Below are 18,175 nucleotides of genomic sequence, written 5' to 3'. Positions count from 1 at the left end.
CTTATGAATTCGTTCACCGGGGCCTGGCGCGGAATTTCCCCGGCGCTCATCGGCCGTCCGGGTGTGTCAGGGCGGGCCGGAGCCGCTCAGCCAGAAGGCGCCGTACAGCGCCGCGGCCGTCGCGGCCGTCCCCACGACCAGCGCCCGCCGGGGCGCGCGCCACCGGGCCAGGGCCACGGCGAGCGGCAGCAGCAGGGGGAACGCGGGCAGCAGCAGCCGCGGCTTCGAACCGAAGTAGCTCGACGCGCACAGGGCGAGCGCGGTGACCACCCCGGCGTACACCAGCAGGGGGAGCGGCTGCCGCTGCCGTACGCACACCACGTACAGCCACACCACGAGACCGACGCCGACCACCAGTGCGAGCCCTGCCAGGGCGGACGGGAACGACGTGAACAGGGCCGCGACGAAGCGGGCGAAGGCATAGCCGCCGTCGAAACCGTTCCGCCACCCGGCCTGCACATCGAGATATCCCAGCGGGCCGTTCCCCGTCCGGTGCCCCACCCACAGAACGTAACCGGCGGCTCCGAGGGGCGCGAGGAGCATGCCGAGGACCCGGCGCGGGCGGTCGTCGGGGGCGCCCGGGACGTGCTGGGCGCCGTCCGGTGGGCGCACGCGCCGGGCGGTCGCGGTGGTGACGGCGCCCTCGCCGGTCCGCGCGCCGTCGGCCGCCACCGTGCTGCGGTCCCGCCCGAAAGAGGTGCCCCCGCGCGGGGGGACGGCCCGTTCCCGCAGGAAGGCGGCGATGCCCGCCGCCCACACCGCGGCGACCACCGCGAGCCCGACCGGCCGGGTCAGCCCCGCCAGCCCCGCCAGGACGCCCGCCGTCACCCAGCGGCCCGTCAGCACGGCGTACAGCGACCACGCGGCGAGCGCGGTGAACAGGGACTCGCTGTACGCCATCGACTGCACGATCCCGACCGGAAGCACCGCCCACAGCAGCACCGCGCACACCCCCGCCCGCGGCCCGTGCACGTGGTCCGCCACGGCGAAGATCCCCCAGGCCGCGGCGAGCGAGGCGGACACGGCGACAAGGAAGCCCCCGTCGGCGTACGACAGCGGGGAGACGGCCGCCACCAGCCGCTCCAGCCAGGGGAGCAGTGGAAAGAACGCCAGGTCGGAGTGCACGTCGCCGCCCGGAAGCCGCACCTCGTAGCCGTACCCCCGCTCGGCGACGCGCGCGTACCAGAGCGCGTCCCAGCGGGCGGTCAGCACGGTGTACGCGCTCTTGCCGCGGGCCTCGCTCCACAGGAACAGCACGGCCAGTCCCAGGGCACGCACCGCGGCGTACCCGAGAAGCGCCGGCGCCGCCCGGCGCAAGGCCCCGGGGCGGGCCGGGACGGCGCGTGTCTCGAGATCGTTCACGGGCCCGATTATCGACCCGGCCCGGAACCGGCCCGCCCCTGACGGCACGCGCACCGGACCGGACACGTGGCACACGCCACACCGATCCGCCGGAGCAGTGAGAGGCTCACCACTCGACCTCGGCGCCCACTCGCGTACTCTGACGTGTCACTCGCCGTTCGCTGCGCGGGCCGGAGACCACCGCTCCTCTCCGGCCGAGTCACGGGGGAGTCCCCAACCCCGTGAGCCCGCCGATCGCGAGGGAACATCTGGGAGGTACGTGTACATGTCCGGGACGACCACGGCCGCCGCCGCGCTGCGCCGTCGGGCGGCCGGGGCAGGTGCCAACCGCTGGGTGGTGCTCGTCGTCCTCTGCGTCAGCCTGCTGCTGGTCGCCGTCGACGCCACCGTGCTGCACGTGGCGGTGCCCGCCGTCACCGAGGACCTCAGGCCCGGCGCGTTGGAACTGCTCTGGATCGTTGACGCCTACCCCTTGGTCTGCGCCTCGCTGCTGATCCTGTTCGGCACCCTGGGTGACCGGGTCGGGCGCAGACGTGTCCTCCTGCTCGGCTACGCCCTGTTCGGCGTCGCCTCCGGCCTGGCGGCCCTCGCGGACAACGCCCCGATGCTGATCCTGGCGCGGGCGCTGCTCGGCGTCGGCGGCGCCATGATCATGCCGGCGACCCTGTCGATCCTGCGCCAGGTCTTCCCGGACCGGCGCGAACGGGCGCTCGCCATCGGCCTGTGGAGCGCGGTCGCCGCGGTGGGCGCGGCGGTCGGGCCCCTGCTCGGCGGCCTGCTGCTGGAGCACTTCTGGTGGGGCTCGGTCTTCCTCGTCAACATCCCGCTGATGCTGGTCAGCCTGCCCGTGGGGCGGATCCTGCTGCCGGAGTCCAAGGGCGACGGCAGCGGCCCCTGGGACGTGGCCGGCGCGCTGATGGCCGCCGTCGGGCTGTTCGCGCTGGTCCTCGGCGTGAAGCGGCTCGGCGGCGGGGATAGCGCCACCGGCGTGTGGACCGTGCTGCCGCTGCTCCTGGGCGCCGGACTGCTCACCGCCTTCGTGCGCCGGCAGCGGCGCCGGGCACACCCGTTGGTCGACCTGCGGATGTTCGCCCGCCCGGCGTTCAGCACGTCCGTGGGCTGCATCGTGCTGGCGATGCTCGCCCTGGTGGGCCTGGAACTGATCGCGGCGCAGTACCTCCAGCTCGTCCTCGGGCTCTCCCCGCTGGAGACCGGGCTGCGCCTGCTGCCGCTGACGGTCGCCGCGATGGCGGCGGGACTGGCGGGCGCGCGACTGCTGCGCGGATTCGGCCCGCGCCGCATGGTCTGCTCCGGCTTCTGCCTGACCGCCGGCGCGGTGGTCCTCCTGACCGCGATGGGCGGCCAGGACAACGCCCCACTGCTGCTCGTCGGCTTCGTCCTGCTCGGCTTCGGCCTGGAGACCACGCTGTTCGGCGCGTACGAGTCGATGCTCAGCGAGGCGCCGCCGGAACGGGCCGGCGGGGCGGCGGCGATCGGTGAGACGTCGTACCAGCTGGGCGCCGGGATAGGGATAGCGCTCCTCGGCAGCGTGATGAACGCGGCCTACGCGCCCGGCCTCACCGGCGTCCCCGGGGTGCCCACGACGGCGTCCACCGCCGCGGGACACTCCCTGGGCGAGGCCTACGAGGTGGCGGCGCAGCTCGGCGGGCCCGCCGGGGACGCCCTGCGGCAGGCGGCGCGCCACTCCTTCGTGCACGGCCTGCACGTGACCCTCCTGGTGAGCGCGGGGCTGCTGCTGCTCGGGGCTGCGATGGCGCTCAGGCTGCCGCGGGTCATGCAGTGCGAGCCGGCGGCCGTGGAGGTGCCCGCGCCGCGGGCGGCCGTCGAGCCCCGGGTCCTCCACGGCGACGGTGTGGGCCACGCCCGCCGGGACGGGGTGGACGTGCGGGAGACCGCGTCGTAACGTCGCCCCGAGCCGTGACCGGCAGTGCCAGTCGATGTCCCGGAGTTGTCCCGGATCAGCCCCCGGAGGGTCTCCCATGTCCGCGTCCGCGAAGTTGCCCCCCTTCGATCCCGCCGACCCCCTCGGCCTCGACGACCTGCTGGAGCCGGAGGACCTGGCGATCCGGGACACGGTGCGCGGCTGGGCGGCGGACCGGGTTCTGCCGTACGTCGCGGACTGGTACGAGAAGGGCGAGCTGCCCGGCATCCGGGAGCTGGCCCGGGAACTCGGCGGGATCGGCGCGCTCGGCATGTCCCTCGAGGGTCACGGCTGCGCCGGGGCGAGCGCCGTGCAGTACGGACTCGCTTGTCTGGAGCTGGAGGCCGCCGACTCCGGGATCCGTTCCCTGGTCTCCGTCCAGGGCTCGCTCGCCATGTACGCCATCCACCGCTTCGGCAGCGAGGAGCAGAAGCGGCAGTGGCTGCCGCGGATGGCCTCCGGCGAGGTCATCGGCTGCTTCGGGCTCACCGAGCCCGACATCGGCTCCGACCCAGGCGCGATGCGCACCCACGCCAAGCGCGACGGCGGCGACTGGGTGCTCAACGGGCGGAAGATGTGGATCACGAACGGGTCCGTGGCCGGTGTCGCGGTGGTGTGGGCGCAGACCGACGACGGCATCCGCGGCTTCGCCGTGCCCACCGACAGCGCCGGGTTCTCGGCGCCCGAGATCAAGCACAAGTGGTCCCTGCGCGCCTCCGTCACCAGCGAGCTGGTCATGGACGACGTACGGCTGCCGGCCGACGCCGTGCTGCCGGAGGTGACCGGGCTCAAGGGGCCGCTCAGCTGTCTCTCGCACGCCCGGTACGGAATCGTCTGGGGCGCGATGGGCGCCGCGCGGAGCTCGTTCGAGGCGGCCCTCGGCTACGCCAGGTCACGGGAGCAGTTCGGCCGGCCCATCGGAGGGTTCCAGCTGACCCAGGCCAAGCTCGCCGACATGGCGGTCGAACTGCACAAGGGGATGCTGCTCGCCCATCACCTGGGGCGGCGCATGGACGCCGGCCGCCTGCGTCCCGAGCAGGTCAGCTTCGGCAAGCTCAACAACGTGCGCGAGGCCATCGACATCTGCCGTACGGCTCGTACGATCCTCGGGGCCAACGGGATCTCGCTCGAGTACCCCGTGATGCGGCACGCGACGAACCTGGAATCGGTGCTCACCTACGAAGGCACCGTGGAGATGCACCAGCTCGTGCTGGGCAAGGCGCTCACCGGAATCGACGCGTTCCGGTAGACCCGGCCGCGGAAGGACCCACGCGGAGGCAGGGCCGGCGAGCGGCCCTGCCTCAGCTCTGGTTGAAGAAGCCGTCCGAACGGTGGGCGGCCGGCTCACCGCTGACGACCTCGGTGTCGGCCGGGCTGAGCAGGAACACCCGGTTGGAGACACGCTCGATGGAACCGCGCAGGCCGAAGATCAGTCCCGCCGCGAAGTCGACGACGCGCTTGGCGTCGCCTGCGTCCATGGCCGTGAGGTTCATGATGACGGGGACACCCTCGCGGAACAGCTCGCCGATGGCGCGGGCGTCCCGGAAGCTGTCCGGGGTGACCGTGCCGATGCGGCGGCCCTTCTCCTCGGCGACGTCCGAGGCCACCTTGACCCGCGGATCGGTGACCCAGGCCTCCCCGGTCTCGGGCCCGTCGGAGTAGTCGTCGTCGTAGTAACGCTCGTCTTCGTTGTCGTCGACGAGGCCAAGCCAGGCACTCGCCTTGCGTACCGATCCCATGGACGCCTCCTCTCACAGCGTTCTTTCTGCTTTCCGCATCCCTATGGTCGTCCATGATGCGGATGGCGCGCCAAGTGGATAGACGCCGCGCGGGGGGTTTGTGACGGTACTGGTGCACAGCGAATCCGTCGAGAGTCCGTGTTTCCCAAGGGTCTTGAGGTAAACGGCTGCTGACTGTGAGTGAAATATGATTCTTCCCGGCGTCCGGGTGATGAGGGGTACGTACGGGTGAACGCCGTGGCCGATACGATGCGGCCGCTCAGCGTCGTACGACAGCACGGGGGGACGTCGTGTTCGGAATGGTCAGGCCGTGCCGGCACCGGCTCGGGGAGAAGCTCACCGCCCAGTGGATGGCCCATTTGTGCGGGCTGTGCCTCGCCCTGCGGGCGGACCACGGACAGTTCGCACGCATCGTCACTCATTACGACGGGCTCCTCATATCCGTTCTGACGGAGGCTCAGTCCGGGCCCGCCGAGGCGGGACGGCGCACCGCGGGACCCTGTCCGCTGCGCGGCATGCGCAGCGCGTCCGTCGCACACGGTGAGGGCGCGCGGCTCGCGGCGGCCGTCTCCCTCGTACTCGCCTCCGCCAAGGTGCGCGACCACGTCGCCGACGGGGACGGGCTGCTGGCGCGCGGGCCGGTGGCGTTCGCCGCGCGCCGGGTCGCCGCGAGCTGGGACCGGGCCGGGACGCGGACCGGTTCGGACATCGGGTTCGACACGGCCGTCCTCCTCGACGCCGTGGACCGGCAGACCGGCATCGAGACGCTCGCCGGGCCCGGCACTCCGGTCCTCGCCGTCACCGAGCCGACCGAGACCGCGACCGCCGCGGCCTTCGCGCACACCGCGGTGCTCGCCGGGCGGCCGCACAACGCCGGACCGCTGGCGGAGGCCGGAGCCCTCTTCGGGCGCCTCGCACATCTGCTGGACGCCGTGGAGGACCGGGAGTCCGACGCCGCCTCGGGCGCCTGGAACCCGCTCACCGCCACCGGCACCCCGCTTCACGAGGCCCGCCGGCTCGCCGACGACGCGGTGCGCGGCATCCGGCTCGCGCTGCGGGAGGTCGAGTTCTCCGACGGCGGCCTCGCCCACCGGCTGCTCGTCCATGAACTCCCCAACTCCGTCCATCGTGCCTTCGGTACGGAATCCTGTGCCCACGGAAGCGGTCCCTACGCCCCTCCCGGCACCCCCGGTGCCCCACCGCCTCCCGAACCGCCGCGCCGCGACCGGCGCGGAGCGCTCGCCGGCTGCGCGGTGTGGCTGGGACTCGCCTGCACCTGCCAACTGTGCTGCGGCACCTACGAGGACCCCTGGACCCGGGAGTCCAAGCAGGGCCCCTGCACCAACTGCGACTGCAGTGGGTGCGGCGACTGCTGCAACTGCTGTGAGTGCTGCAACTGCTGCAGTTGCTGCGGTGAGGACGGCGGCTGCGACTGCGGCTGCGACTGCTGAGCCGCTTCGGCGGGCGGGCCACACAGGGCGGCGGTGCGGTGCCGGCACGCTATCCGGAGGGGCGAATTCCGGACACCGTGTGGCTGTTCGACCGGCCGTCAGGCGGGTGTGACCTCCTGTGATGCGCTGTCGGGCGCGGACCAAATCTCCTACATGGTTCAAAGGTTGACGGCCGAAAGGCACCCTTGCGCCGAACGGTCGGTCGGCCGAATACTCGCCACCAGCGCTTGTCAGGGGCACGACGTGTTCGGAATCCGGGCACTCGGCCCCCTGACTGCGCCTCACGGGCCCACAACCCCACGAGGGCCCCCTACTTCCTTTGTGGAGGAACGAGAAGTGAGGATCAAGCGCACCACCCCCCGTAGCGGCATCTCGAGACGGACTCGGCTGACCGCCGTATCCGCCGGCCTCGTGGCCGCTGCCGCCTTCGCGATCCCCAGCGCGAACGCGGCCGACACCCCCACCACCTTCAGCTCCGCCGAGCTCAAGAGCGTCAGCGGCTCGGTGCTGAAGGCCGACGTCCCGGGCACCGCCTGGGCCGTCGACAGCAAGACCAACCGGGTGCTCGTCACCGTCGACAGCACCGTCTCCCAGGCCGAGATCAACAAGATCAAGCGGCAGGCCGGGGACGACGCCGGGGCGATCACCATCAAGCGCACCCCGGGCAAGTTCACCAAGCTCATCCAGGGCGGCGACGCCATCTATGCGAGCAGCTGGCGCTGCTCCCTCGGCTTCAACGTCCGCAGCAGCAGCGGAGCCGAGTACTTCCTGACCGCCGGTCACTGCACGGACGGCGCGGGCACCTGGTACTCCAACTCCGGCCGCACCACGACGCTCGGCTCGACGGCCGGCTCCAGCTTCCCGGGCAACGACTACGGCATCGTCCGGTACACCAACTCCTCGGTGAGCAAGCCCGGCACCGCGAACGGCGTGGACATCACCCGCGCCGCCACCCCGAGCGTGGGCACCACCGTCATCCGTGACGGCTCGACCACGGGCACGCACAGCGGCCGGGTCACCGCCCTCAACGCGACCGTCAACTACGGTGGCGGCGACGTCGTCTACGGCCTCATCCAGACCACGGTCTGCGCCGAGCCCGGCGACTCCGGCGGCCCGCTGTACGGCAGCAACGGCACCGCGTACGGTCTGACCTCCGGCGGCAGCGGCAACTGCTCCTCCGGCGGCACGACCTTCTTCCAGCCGGTGACCGAGGCCCTGAGCGCCTACGGGGTCAGCGTCTACTAGGACCGGCTCCGCGCACCACCGGTCCCACTGGTTCCGCCTGCAGACGAACCCCCGCACGCAGCCGCGTGCGGGGGTTCGTCCTTTCATGTGCCCGGAACCCGGGGGTGATTTCAAGCCAGGGGTGGGTTCCGTCGACCGCACCACCGGTCACCGCCTCGTAACGTTTGCAGTGCGAACCGTCCTGCCTGTCCATGACCTGTCAGGACATAGAGGGCGCACGGCCGTTGCCGTACGCACGTCCTGAAGTCGACCTTGTGTGCTCCCTGTGAGGTTCGGAAGAGTAGGCGCCGTTCGACCGGCACGGGCGTGGCTTTTCTCGTACAGCACCCCCGTGACCGTACGCCTTCCGGTCCGATGGGGTCCCCACAACCTCCCGGGCCGTCCCCCACAGGAGGACGTGAGTTGAAGCACCGACGCATATCCAGGCGACGTGCCGTCATGGCGGGTGCGGGCATCGCCGCACTGGCCGCCGGGGCGGTCACCTTCCAGACTGCGAACGCCAGCGAGGTCCCGGCGGACGCGGCGCCCCGGACCCTCTCGTTCCAGGCGGCCGGAAAACTCGCCTCGACGCTCGCCCAGGACCTGGGCGCCGACGCGGCCGGCACGTACTACGACGCGAAGACCAAGAGCCTCGTGGTGAACGTGCTCGACGAGGCCGCCGCCGAGACCGTCGAGTCGGCCGGCGCCGAGGCGAGAGTCGTGGCGCACTCCCTCGCCGAGCTGAAGAGCGCGCGCACCACCCTCAAGCAGGACGCCACCATCCCGGGCACCTCCTGGGTGACCGACCCGACCACCAACAAGGTCGTCGTCACCGCGGACCGCACCGTCTCCGAGGCCGAGTGGGCCAAGCTGACCGAGGTCGTCGACGGGCTGGGCGGCAAGGCCGAACTCCAGCGCACCAAGGGCGAGTACAAGCCCTTCGTCGCGGGCGGCGACGCCATCACCGGAAACGGCGGGCGCTGCTCGCTCGGCTTCAACGTGACCAAGGGCGGTGAGCCGCACTTCCTCACCGCCGGGCACTGCACCGAGGGGATCTCCACCTGGTCGGACTCCTCGGGCAACGTGATCGGCGAGAACGCGGCGTCCAGCTTCCCGGGTGACGACTACGGCCTGGTCAAGTACACCGCGGACGTGGCCCACCCGAGCGAGGTGAACCTCTACGACGGCTCCGCGCAGGCGATCTCCGGCGCCGCCGAGGCCACCGTGGGCATGCAGGTCACCCGCAGCGGCTCCACGACCCAGGTGCACTCCGGCGCGGTCACCGGTCTGGACGCCACCGTGAACTACGGCAACGGCGACATCGTCAACGGTCTGATCCAGACCGACGTGTGCGCCGAGCCCGGCGACAGCGGCGGCTCGCTCTTCTCGGGCGACAAGGCGGTCGGCCTCACCTCCGGCGGCAGCGGCGACTGCACCTCGGGCGGCACGACCTTCTTCCAGCCGGTGACGGAGGCCCTGTCGGCCACCGGTACGCAGATCGGCTGAGCGCGCTCCGTCACGACGTCCCGTCCCTCCGTCGCGGAGGGGCGGGACGTCCGCGTTCTCACGGGCCGGGCGCGGGCCGCGGGGCCGGGCCCGCCCGCTTGCGCCGCAGTGCCGCCATCAGCAGGGTGACGGCGGTGCCCGCCACGGCCCACGCCGACAGGACCAGCAGCGGGACGGTCACCGCGCTGCCCCCGAAGTACGCGATCGAGCGGGCCGTCCAGGTGCCCGCGCCCGGCGGCAGCGCAGGACCGACGGCCGCCCAGAACGGCGGGAGCAGCGGCGGCGCCAGTGCCCCGCCCGCACTCGGGTTGCCGAGGATCACCACGAGCAGGATGGCCACACCGATGCCGACGACGCCGAAGACGGCCTGCAGGGCGAGCGTGGCGGCGCCCACGGCGAAGGTGATCAGCGCGCCCAGCCCCCACAGGGCCGCGAACCCGCCCGGCAGCGCGTCCAGGGCCGGTCCGACGACGAGGGCCCCGCCGAGTCCGCCGACGAGCGCGACCAGGGCCATGGTGCCGAGCCGGATGACCGCGCGGCGCGGGGTGGGCGCCCGGGCGCCCGCGCTGATCGCCAGGATCGACGCGCACAGATAGCCGCCCACGCACCAGCCCACCACCACGTAGAAGGACGAGAGTCCGCCTGCGTCCTGGGCGGAGGCCGGAGCGACGTCGACGACCCGCACGGTACGCCCCTCGGACCTCTCCAGATCGGTGACGAGCCGCTGCAGCGAGGCGGCCAGCGTGGTGCCGCCGCCGGTGGCGACCAGCAGGGTGTCGGTGGTCCCCCCGGCGTCGAGGAGCAGGGCGCCGTCGAGATCCCGGTTCCCGAGCTGCTCGCGGGCGGCGGCCTCGTCGGGCACCGGCCGCGGGTCCAGCGGGGAGCCGAGCAGCCGGTCCAGCCGGGTCACCGCCTGCCCGGCCGCGGCCTGGGGCGCGACGACCCCGAAGGGCGCGTCCCGCAGCTTCGGATGGTGCAGGGCGCCCACGTAGGAGGTGATGAACAGCAGCTGGAGCGCGATCACGCCGAGCACGAGCAGGGTGGCCCGTGGGGTGACGGCGTCCCGCACCTCGCCGAGGAACGAACCGGGGCGAGTACCGGCGCCGGCGCTCTGCGTCATGCCTCCACGGTCCGGGGGAATTGACGTTTGCGCAGGTGGGAGGGGGCTGAATGGCTGTCGCACACTCATTCGAAAATTGGTCTATGGTGGGGGTGAGGTAGCTGGAACAATTGTTCGAGAGTCGGTCGGGGCTCACGAGTGCGGGAGGTGCGTGTGCCGGGTTTCACGCATCTGCACACCGTCTCCGGGTTCTCCCTGCGCTACGGCGCCTCCCACCCGGAGCGGCTGGCCGAGCGCGCCTCGGAGCGGGGCATGGACGCCCTCGCCCTCACCGACCGCGACACCCTCGCCGGGTCCGTCCGCTTCGCCAAGGCCTGCGCGAAGGCGGGCGTCCGTCCGCTGTTCGGCGCGGAGCTGGCGGTCGCGGCGCCGGCGGCACCAGGGGGCGACGAGTCCGTGCGGCGGGAGAGGCGCCGCACCCCGGTGCGCGGCGGCGCCTTCATCGACGAGTCGGCCCCCCGCGTCACCTTCCTCGCCCGGGACGGCGCCCGCGGCTGGGCCGACCTGTGCCGCCTGGTCTCCGCCGCCCACACCCATGACGGGCTCCCGCTGCTGACCTGGGACGCCAACCACGCCGACGGTCTGACCGTCCTCCTCGGCCCCGACTCCGACGTCGGCCGCGCCCTCGCCGCGGGCCGTCCCGACCGCGCCGTCCGGCTGCTCGCCCCCTGGCGGGAGGTGTACGGCGACGCCCTGCGCCTGGAGGCCACCTGGCACGGACGCGAGGGCACAGGACCCGGCTCCCTGCGGCTGGCCGCCCGCACCCTGGGTTTCGCCGCGGAACAGCACGTCCGGCCCGTTCTCAGCAACGCCGTCCGCTACGCCGACCCCGGTCTCGGCCCGGTCGCCGACGTGCTGGACGCCGCCCGCCGGCTGGTCCCCGTCGACCCGGCCGGAGGGCTGGACCCGGGGGAGGCCTGGCTCAAGGGCCAGGGCGCCATGCTGGAGGCGGCCGAGCGGATCGTGGCGGCCGCGGGCTTCCGGCGCGAGGCCGCCCTCCGGCTCCTCGAACAGACGCAGGCCACGGCCGCGGAGTGCCGGGTCGACCCCGAGGACGACCTCGGCATGGGCAGCGTCCACTTCCCCGAGCCGCACCTCGTCGGCGCGGGCCGCCGCACCGCCCAGCGGACGCTGGCCTCCCGGGCGGCGGCGGGCATGGTGATGCGCGGCTACGCCGGCCGCCGCGCGTACTGGGAGCGGATGCACCACGAGCTGGACATCATCGCCCACCACGGTTTCGCCTCCTACTTCCTGACCGTCTCCCAGGTCGTCGACGACGTGCGGGACATGGGCATCAGGGTCGCCGCGCGCGGCTCCGGTGCCGGCTCCCTGGTCAACCACCTCCTCGGCATCGCGCACGCCGACCCGGTGGCGCACGGGCTGCTGATGGAGCGCTTCCTTTCCAAGGAGCGCGTCGTGCTGCCCGACATCGACATCGACGTGGAGTCCGCCCGGCGTCTTGAGGTCTACCGCGCGATCATCGACCGGTTCGGCACCGAGCGGGTCGCCACGGTCGCCATGCCGGAGACGTACCGGGTGCGCCACGCCGTCCGTGACGTCGGCGCGGCGCTGTCCATGGACCCGGCCGAGATCGACCGGATCGCCAAGTCCTTCCCGCACATCCGCGCCCGCGACGCCCGCGCGGCGCTCGAGGAACTGCCCGAACTGCGGCAACTGGCGGGGGAGAAGGAGAAGTACGGCAGGCTGTGGGAGCTGGTGGAAGCCCTCGACGCGCTCCCGCGCGGCATCGCCATGCACCCCTGCGGCGTCCTGCTGTCCGACGCCTCGCTGCTGACCCGTACGCCGGTGGTGCCGACCAGCGGCGAGGGCTTCCCCATGGCGCAGTTCGACAAGGACGACGTCGAGGACCTGGGGCTGCTCAAGCTCGATGTGCTGGGCGTGCGGATGCAGTCGGCGATGGCGCACGCCGTCACCGAGGTGGAACGGGCGACCGGGGAGCGGATCGACCTGGACGCGGTGCCGGAGGGCGACCCCGCGACGTACGGGCTGATCCGGTCCACCGAGACGCTCGGCTGCTTCCAGATCGAGTCGCCGGGCCAGCGGGACCTGGTGGGGCGGCTCCAGCCGGCCACGTTCCACGACCTGGTCGTCGACATCTCCCTCTTCCGGCCCGGACCGGTCGCCGCCGACATGGTGCGGCCGTTCATCGAGGCGCGGCACGGACGGGCGCCGGTGCGCTATCCGCACCCGGACCTGGAGGAGCCGCTGAAGGGGACGTACGGGGTCGTCGTCTTCCACGAGCAGGTCATCGACATCGTGGCCACCCTGACCGGCTGTGGCCGCGGCGAGGCGGACCGGGTGCGTCGCGGGCTGTCCGACCCGGAGTCGCAGGGGCGGATCAAGGTCTGGTTCGCGCAGCACGCCGCGGCCCGCGGCTATGACGCGGAAACGATTCGTCGCACCTGGGAGATCGTCGAGGCCTTCGGTTCCTACGGCTTCTGCAAGGCGCACGCGGTCGCTTTCGCCGTACCGACGTACCAGTCGGCGTGGCTGAAGGCACATCACCCGGCCGCCTTCTACGCGGGGTTGCTCACCCACGATCCCGGGATGTACCCGAAGCGGCTGCTGCTGGCGGACGCGCGGCGGCGCGGGGTGCCGGTCCTGCCGCTGGACGTGAACAAGTCGGGGGTCGCCCACAGGATCGAACTGGTGTCTGAATCAAAGGGATCGAAGGGGCCTGAGGGGCCGGGAGAGCCGGGGAAGCCGGAGGGGGTGAAGGTTCCGGGGACGTGGGGCCTGCGACTCGCGCTCTCCGACGTGCACGGGATCAGCGAGACCGAGGCCGCCCGGATCGCCGAGGGGCAGCCGTACGTCTCCCTGCTCGACTTCTGGGAGCGGGCCCGCCCCAGCCGCCCGCTCGCCGGACGCCTCGCCCAGGTCGGCGCGCTGGACGCGTTCGGCGCCAACCGGCGCGATCTGCAACTGCACCTGACCGAACTGCACCGGGGCTCCCGCGGCACCCGCGGCGACCAGCTCCCCCTGTCCGGCGGCCGGAGGACGGCCCCGGCCGGGCTGCCCGACCTCACCCCGTCGGAGAAGCTCAGCGCCGAACTGGGGGTGCTGTCCATGGATGTCTCACGCCATCTGATGGACGACCACGGCGCCTTCCTCCAGGAACTGGGCGTGGTCTCCGCGCGGCGGCTGCGCGAGGCCCGGCACGGGGACACCGTGCTGGTCGCGGGCGCCAAGGCGGCCACCCAGACCCCGCCCATCCGCTCCGGCAAGCGGGTCATCTTCTCCACCCTGGACGACGGCACCGGCCTGGTCGACCTCGCCTTCTTCGACGACTCCCACGACGCCTGCGCCCACACCGTCTTCCACTCCTGGCTGCTGCTGGTGCGCGGGGTGGTGCAGCGCCGCGGCCCGCGCAGCCTCAGCGTGGTCGGCTCCGCCGCCTGGAACCTCGCCGACCTGCTGGAGGTCCGCCGGGAGGAGGGCCTGGAGGGCGTCGCCGCCCGGCTCGCCGGGCCCGCCGGCCCCCGGTCCGCCGGTGACGACGGCGACGGACCGGCCCGCAGGCGGCTCGCCGGTTCGGACGGACGGCCCGCGCCGGCCGGTTCCGCGGCCCGGGACCCGATGGAGGACAGGACGATCCGCATGCCCACGGGGTACGAGATGCACCCCTGGGCCGATCTGCGTCCCGCGGGCGAAGGGCCCGCGGTGGGAAGGAAGCTGTGGCACCGGAGTCCGGGGAGTGCGGGATGACCATCCTCTGCGTACGTTTCCAGCTGCCTTCGACGGACGAGGCCGCCCTGCCGGGGCTGCTCGGCCTGCTGGAGGAGTTCACCCCCGTCGTCCAGGCCCTGCCCCCGCACGGGGCGCTGGCCGATCTGCGCGGCGCCGAAAGGTACTTCGGGCGCACCGCCCTCGAACTGGCCGCGGTGATCCGGGTGCGCGCCCTCGCCCTGCACGGCGTGGACTGCGTGATCGGCGCCGGGCCGAATCCGATGGTGGCACGCATGGCCCTGCGGGACGCCCGTCCGGGGCTGACCCGCGCGGTGGCCGGGGGCGAGGTGCGGGACTTCCTGGCCGGCCGGCCCGTCGCCGCGCTGCCCGGCGTCGGCACCAGGACCGCCCGCACGCTGGGCGAGTACGGCCTCGACACGCTGGGCCGGGTCGCCGCCGCCCCCCTGTCCACGCTGCAGCGGCTGGTGGGTGCCAGGGCCGGGCGCGAACTGCATGAGAAGGCGAACGGCGTCGACCGCGGGCGGGTCGTCCCGGACGCGGTCTCCCGGTCGCCTGCCACCGAACGCCCCTTCACCCGCGACGAGCTGGACCCCGGCCGGCACCGCCGTGCCCTCCTCTCGGCCGCCGAGGAGCTGGGCGCCCGGCTGCGCGCCCTCGACAAGGTCTGCCGGAGCCTCACCCTCACCGTGCGCTACGCCGACAGGTCCGCCACCACCCGCACCCGCACCCTCCCGGAGCCGACCGCCCACTCGGCCGCGCTCGCCGGGGCGGCCTACGCCCTCTACGAGGCGCTCGGCCTCCAGCGGGCCCGGGTGCGCGCGATCGGGCTGCGCGCGGAGGGGCTCGACCCCGCCGAACGGGCCTCGCACCAGCTCACCTTCGATCCGCTCGACGAGAAGGCGCGCAGGATCGAGGAGGTCGCGGACCGCGCGCGGGCGAGGTTCGGCCCCCGCGCGGTGATGCCGGGCGCCCTGGCCGCCTGAGGGGCGCCGGCTCAGTTGGCCCATGGCGGCACGATGCGCGTGCCGTCGGCCAGGGTCGCCTCCAGACCGTGGGACGCGGTGACCCAGGAGACGGCGACCTCGGCGGCCGGGTTCTCGACGGCGAGGGTCGCGCCGGCGTTGACGATCACCGTGTCGCCGGCGGTGACACGGTGGCGGCTGCCGTCGAGGGTGATCAGCAGCTCGCCCGCGAGCAGATGGAGGATCTCCTCCCGGCTGACGGTGTGCGCGGGAGCCCGGGTGCCCGCGGGGATCTCGCCCCGCCAGGCGCACAGCTCCCTGCTGCCGGTCGACGGAGTGGCGTACGAGACGAAGCGGGCGCCGTGCATCTCGTGGACGACGGCTTCGGACGGGCGGACGACGGGCATGAAGGACCTCCGGCATATGGTCAAGTAGCTTGACCATATACTCAAGCAGGTTGACCATTTCGTCAAGGTGCTTCAATGCCCCTGTGCAGAACTCCGAGGCCATGGCCCTGTCCGCCGCCCTGCTCGCCGTCGCCGGGGAGCTCACCCGGCGCATCCATGACGGTGTGGTCGCGCGCGGGTTCGAAGGGGTGCGGCCGGTGCACGGTTACGCGTTCGCCCGCCTCGCCCCGGACGGCGCGACGGTCACCGAGCTTGCGGTCCACCTCGGTGTGACCAAGCAGGCCGCGAGTCAGCTCGTCGACGAGCTGGTGCGCAAGGGGTACGCCGAGCGGCGCCCGCACCCCGGGGACGCGCGCGCACGGCTGGTCGTCCTGACCGAGGCGGGGTGGGCCTGCGCCCGGGCTGCCGAAGAGGCGGCGGCGGAGGCCGTGCGGGCCTGGGGTGACGTGCTGGGGGAGGCGCAGGTGCACGCCCTGCGGGAGGGTTTGCTGCGCATCACGCCCGACGGGCCGATTCGTCCCGCCTGGTGACGCGCTATCAGGATCCGGTGTGCCGTTGTCGGCCGCTGCCGGAAGTTTTTACCGACCCGTAACTTCCCCCTTCTACTACTCGCCCGTAACTTGACGGGTGAACAGCATCCTCGTGATCCGGATCACAGGGCGTAGGACCCCACCCTTCCCCCCTTGAACCGCAAGGAGATCACGCGATGCTGCCCTGGAAGCGAGTGCTCGGACCGCTGGCCGCGCTCCTGCTGACCGCCGCCGCCGTCACCGCCCCCACCGCGGCGAGTGCGCAGACCGCCGGCGCGCCCACCTCGGGCTGGAACGACTACGACTGCGAGCCCTCCGCCGCCCACCCCCGCCCCGTCGTCCTGGTCCACGGCACCCTCGGCAACTCCGTCGACAACTGGCTGGGCCTCGCGCCCTATCTGAAGCACCGCGGCTACTGCGTCTTCTCCCTCGACTACGGCCGGCTCCCCGGCGTCCCCTTCTTCCACGGCCTCGGTCCCGTCGAGAAGTCCGCCGAAGAGCTCGACGCCTTCGTCGACAAGGTGCTCGCCGCGACGGGCGCGGCCGAGACCGACATCGTCGGCCATTCCCAGGGCGGCATGATGCCGCGCCACTACCTCAAGTTCCTGGGCGGCGCGGACGAGGTGAACGCCCTCGTCGGCATCGCGCCCAGCAACCACGGCACCACCCTCGGCGGCCTCACCAGGCTGCTGCCGTACTTCCCGGGGGCCGAGGGCCTGCTGACCGAGGCCACCCCCGCCCTCGCCGACCAGGTCGCCGGATCCGACTTCCTCACCAGACTCAACGCGGGCGGCGACACCGTGCCCGGCGTCCGCTACACCGTCATCGCCACCCGGTACGACGAGGTGGTCACCCCGTACCGCAGCGGCTTCCTGACCGGACCGAACGTGCGCAACGTGCTGCTCCAGGACCTCTGTCCGCTCGACCTGTCCGAACACCTGGCGATCGGGCTGGTCGACCGGATCGCCTTCCACGAGGTGGCCAACGCCCTCGACCCGGCCCACGCCGAGCGGACCACCTGCGCCTCGGTGCTTGGGTGACATGTCCAGGTCGCTATGAACGTGTCGGGGCCCTGTCCGGCCTGAGCCGCCGGACAGGGCCCCGAGTCGGGTCAGCGGCCGTGCCGCCCGGTCGCCGTGCGCCGCCGCGCGGAGGCGAACAGTGCCGCCGAGCCGAGCGCCAGCGCCGCGGCACCACCGACCATCAGGTACGGGGTGGTGGCGTCACCGCCGGTCTCCGCGAGGTTCTCCGACGCCCCGGCCGCCTTGGGCCGGTTCGCCGCCCCGGTGTCCGACGCGGCCCGGCCGGTGCCGCGGTCCGCCGCGGCCGGCTCGGCCGAGGTGCGGGGATCGTCGTCACCGTGCCCGTGGTTCTCGACGGTCGACGTGTCGGCACCGTCCTCGATCTGCTCCTCGGACGGAGCGGAGGCCGCCGGCGCGGGGGCGGCCGCCTCCTGGGACGTGTCGCCCGGGGCGGAGGTCTCACCGCCGGCTCCGCCCCCGTCCGCGGGGGCGGAGCCGCCGCCGAACGTGACGTCCGAGCAGGAGTAGAACGCCTCCGGGCTGTCCGAGCGCTGCCACACCGCGTAGAGCAGCTGCTTGCCCGAGCGCTCGGGGAGGGTGCCGGTGAAGGTGTAGAAGCCGCCCGACGCGGCCGGGTCGGTGGACGTCGCCACCGGGTTCGCCAGGTCCAGGTCGTCCCAGGCCAGTGGCTTCGAGGAGTCGTACCCGGGCTTGGTGATGTACACCTTGAAGGTTCCCTTGTGCGGGGCCGTCACGCGGTACTTGAAGGTGTGCGAGCCGCTCCGCACGCCCGTCGCGGGCCAGTCGTCGCGGGCCAGGTCGAGCCCCTTGAACGCCTCGTTGCCGGCGCTGCACAGCTTGCCGTCGGGGACGAGTTCCTGATGGCGTCCGCCCGCGTCACCGATGCGGATGCCGTTCCAGTCGTAGAGCGCCTGGGTGCCGCCTGCCGCGACCGCCGCCCCGCACGCCGCCGAGGTGGGGCTCTCCGGGCCCTCGGCGTAGCACTGCGCGACCCGGCTGACCGGGTCGCCCATCGAACCGTGCGCGGACGCCGGCGCGGCGGACAGCCCGGTCAGGGCGAGCGGGACGAGACCGACGGCGGCGACAGCGGCCTTGCGGCGTGCGGACATGCGGCAGCAACTCCTCGTGACGGCGATCACGGATCCTGTGGGGGGTGGATCCCGTGGGGTGGTTCAGAAACT

The 18,175-nt window shown here is 73.0% G+C and carries 14 protein-coding genes; 9 read left to right on the top strand and 5 right to left on the bottom strand.

What is annotated here, in order from left to right; genetic code table 11:
* Window positions 1–66 precede the first annotated feature (66 nt).
* Window positions 67–1,362, bottom strand: coding sequence for a mannosyltransferase family protein (locus BU52_RS31825; RefSeq protein WP_037941108.1), 1,296 nt, complete (start codon window positions 1,360–1,362; stop codon window positions 67–69).
* A gap of 265 nt (window positions 1,363–1,627) precedes the next feature.
* Between BU52_RS31825 and BU52_RS31820 the strand changes: the two genes are divergently transcribed.
* Both BU52_RS31820 and BU52_RS31815 read left to right on the top strand, forming a co-directional pair.
* Window positions 1,628–3,286, top strand: a complete 1,659-nt coding sequence (locus BU52_RS31820) for an MFS transporter (protein WP_078903556.1) — start codon at window positions 1,628–1,630, stop codon at window positions 3,284–3,286.
* A 76-nt stretch (window positions 3,287–3,362) separates the two neighbouring features.
* Entirely contained in the window at window positions 3,363–4,553 is a 1,191-nt protein-coding gene (locus BU52_RS31815; RefSeq protein ID WP_037941107.1) for an acyl-CoA dehydrogenase family protein, read from the top strand.
* A gap of 52 nt (window positions 4,554–4,605) precedes the next feature.
* Here the strand turns inward: BU52_RS31815 and BU52_RS31810 are convergent, their stop codons facing one another.
* On the bottom strand, window positions 4,606–5,043 hold the full coding sequence (locus BU52_RS31810) for a cell division protein SepF (RefSeq protein WP_037941105.1): 438 nt from the start codon (window positions 5,041–5,043) through the stop codon (window positions 4,606–4,608).
* A gap of 299 nt (window positions 5,044–5,342) precedes the next feature.
* Here BU52_RS31810 and BU52_RS31805 point away from each other — a divergent pair, with 299 nt between their 5' ends.
* The 3 genes from BU52_RS31805 to BU52_RS31795 all read left to right on the top strand — a co-directional run bounded on the left by BU52_RS31805 (window position 5,343) and on the right by BU52_RS31795 (window position 9,224).
* Window positions 5,343–6,494: a DUF5685 family protein gene (locus BU52_RS31805; protein ID WP_235216473.1), complete on the top strand. Its 1,152-nt coding sequence runs from the start codon at window positions 5,343–5,345 to the stop codon at window positions 6,492–6,494.
* 336 nt (window positions 6,495–6,830) lie between these two features.
* Window positions 6,831–7,739: a S1 family peptidase gene (locus BU52_RS31800; RefSeq protein WP_037941101.1), complete on the top strand. Its 909-nt coding sequence runs from the start codon at window positions 6,831–6,833 to the stop codon at window positions 7,737–7,739.
* A gap of 402 nt (window positions 7,740–8,141) precedes the next feature.
* On the top strand, window positions 8,142–9,224 hold the full coding sequence (locus BU52_RS31795; protein ID WP_107061324.1) for a S1 family peptidase: 1,083 nt from the start codon (window positions 8,142–8,144) through the stop codon (window positions 9,222–9,224).
* Between the two features lie 58 nt (window positions 9,225–9,282).
* Here the strand turns inward: BU52_RS31795 and BU52_RS31790 are convergent, their stop codons facing one another.
* Window positions 9,283–10,344, bottom strand: coding sequence for a DUF3533 domain-containing protein (locus BU52_RS31790; protein ID WP_037941099.1), 1,062 nt, complete (start codon window positions 10,342–10,344; stop codon window positions 9,283–9,285).
* 153 nt (window positions 10,345–10,497) lie between these two features.
* Here BU52_RS31790 and BU52_RS31785 point away from each other — a divergent pair, with 153 nt between their 5' ends.
* Together BU52_RS31785 and BU52_RS31780 are read left to right on the top strand one after the other, a co-directional pair.
* Window positions 10,498–14,070, top strand: a complete 3,573-nt coding sequence (locus BU52_RS31785) for a DNA polymerase III subunit alpha (protein ID WP_037941120.1) — start codon at window positions 10,498–10,500, stop codon at window positions 14,068–14,070.
* Window positions 14,067–15,035 (top strand): DNA polymerase Y family protein, encoded by a 969-nt coding sequence (locus BU52_RS31780; protein ID WP_037941119.1) that lies wholly within the window; start codon window positions 14,067–14,069, stop codon window positions 15,033–15,035. Before BU52_RS31785 ends, BU52_RS31780 begins: the two co-directional genes overlap by 4 nt.
* An 11-nt stretch (window positions 15,036–15,046) precedes the next feature.
* Here the strand turns inward: BU52_RS31780 and BU52_RS31775 are convergent, their stop codons facing one another.
* Window positions 15,047–15,421 (bottom strand): cupin domain-containing protein, encoded by a 375-nt coding sequence (locus BU52_RS31775; protein WP_037941098.1) that lies wholly within the window; start codon window positions 15,419–15,421, stop codon window positions 15,047–15,049.
* An 83-nt stretch (window positions 15,422–15,504) separates the two neighbouring features.
* Between BU52_RS31775 and BU52_RS31770 the strand changes: the two genes are divergently transcribed.
* Window positions 15,505–15,951 (top strand): MarR family winged helix-turn-helix transcriptional regulator, encoded by a 447-nt coding sequence (locus BU52_RS31770; protein WP_037941097.1) that lies wholly within the window; start codon window positions 15,505–15,507, stop codon window positions 15,949–15,951.
* A gap of 176 nt (window positions 15,952–16,127) precedes the next feature.
* A complete protein-coding gene (locus tag BU52_RS31765) occupies window positions 16,128–16,991 on the top strand; it encodes an esterase/lipase family protein (protein ID WP_037941095.1) in 864 nt (287 codons plus the stop codon).
* 71 nt (window positions 16,992–17,062) lie between these two features.
* Here BU52_RS31765 and BU52_RS31760 read toward each other — a convergent pair whose 3' ends face one another.
* A complete protein-coding gene (locus BU52_RS31760) occupies window positions 17,063–18,103 on the bottom strand; it encodes a lytic polysaccharide monooxygenase auxiliary activity family 9 protein (protein WP_037941094.1) in 1,041 nt (346 codons plus the stop codon).
* Window positions 18,104–18,175 lie beyond the last annotated feature (72 nt).

Origin of the sequence: Streptomyces toyocaensis (assembly GCF_000725125.1) — a bacterium.
GTDB classification, from domain to species: Bacteria; Actinomycetota; Actinomycetes; order Streptomycetales; family Streptomycetaceae; genus Streptomyces; species Streptomyces toyocaensis.
This window is presented reverse-complemented; position numbering and strand designations above follow the sequence as displayed.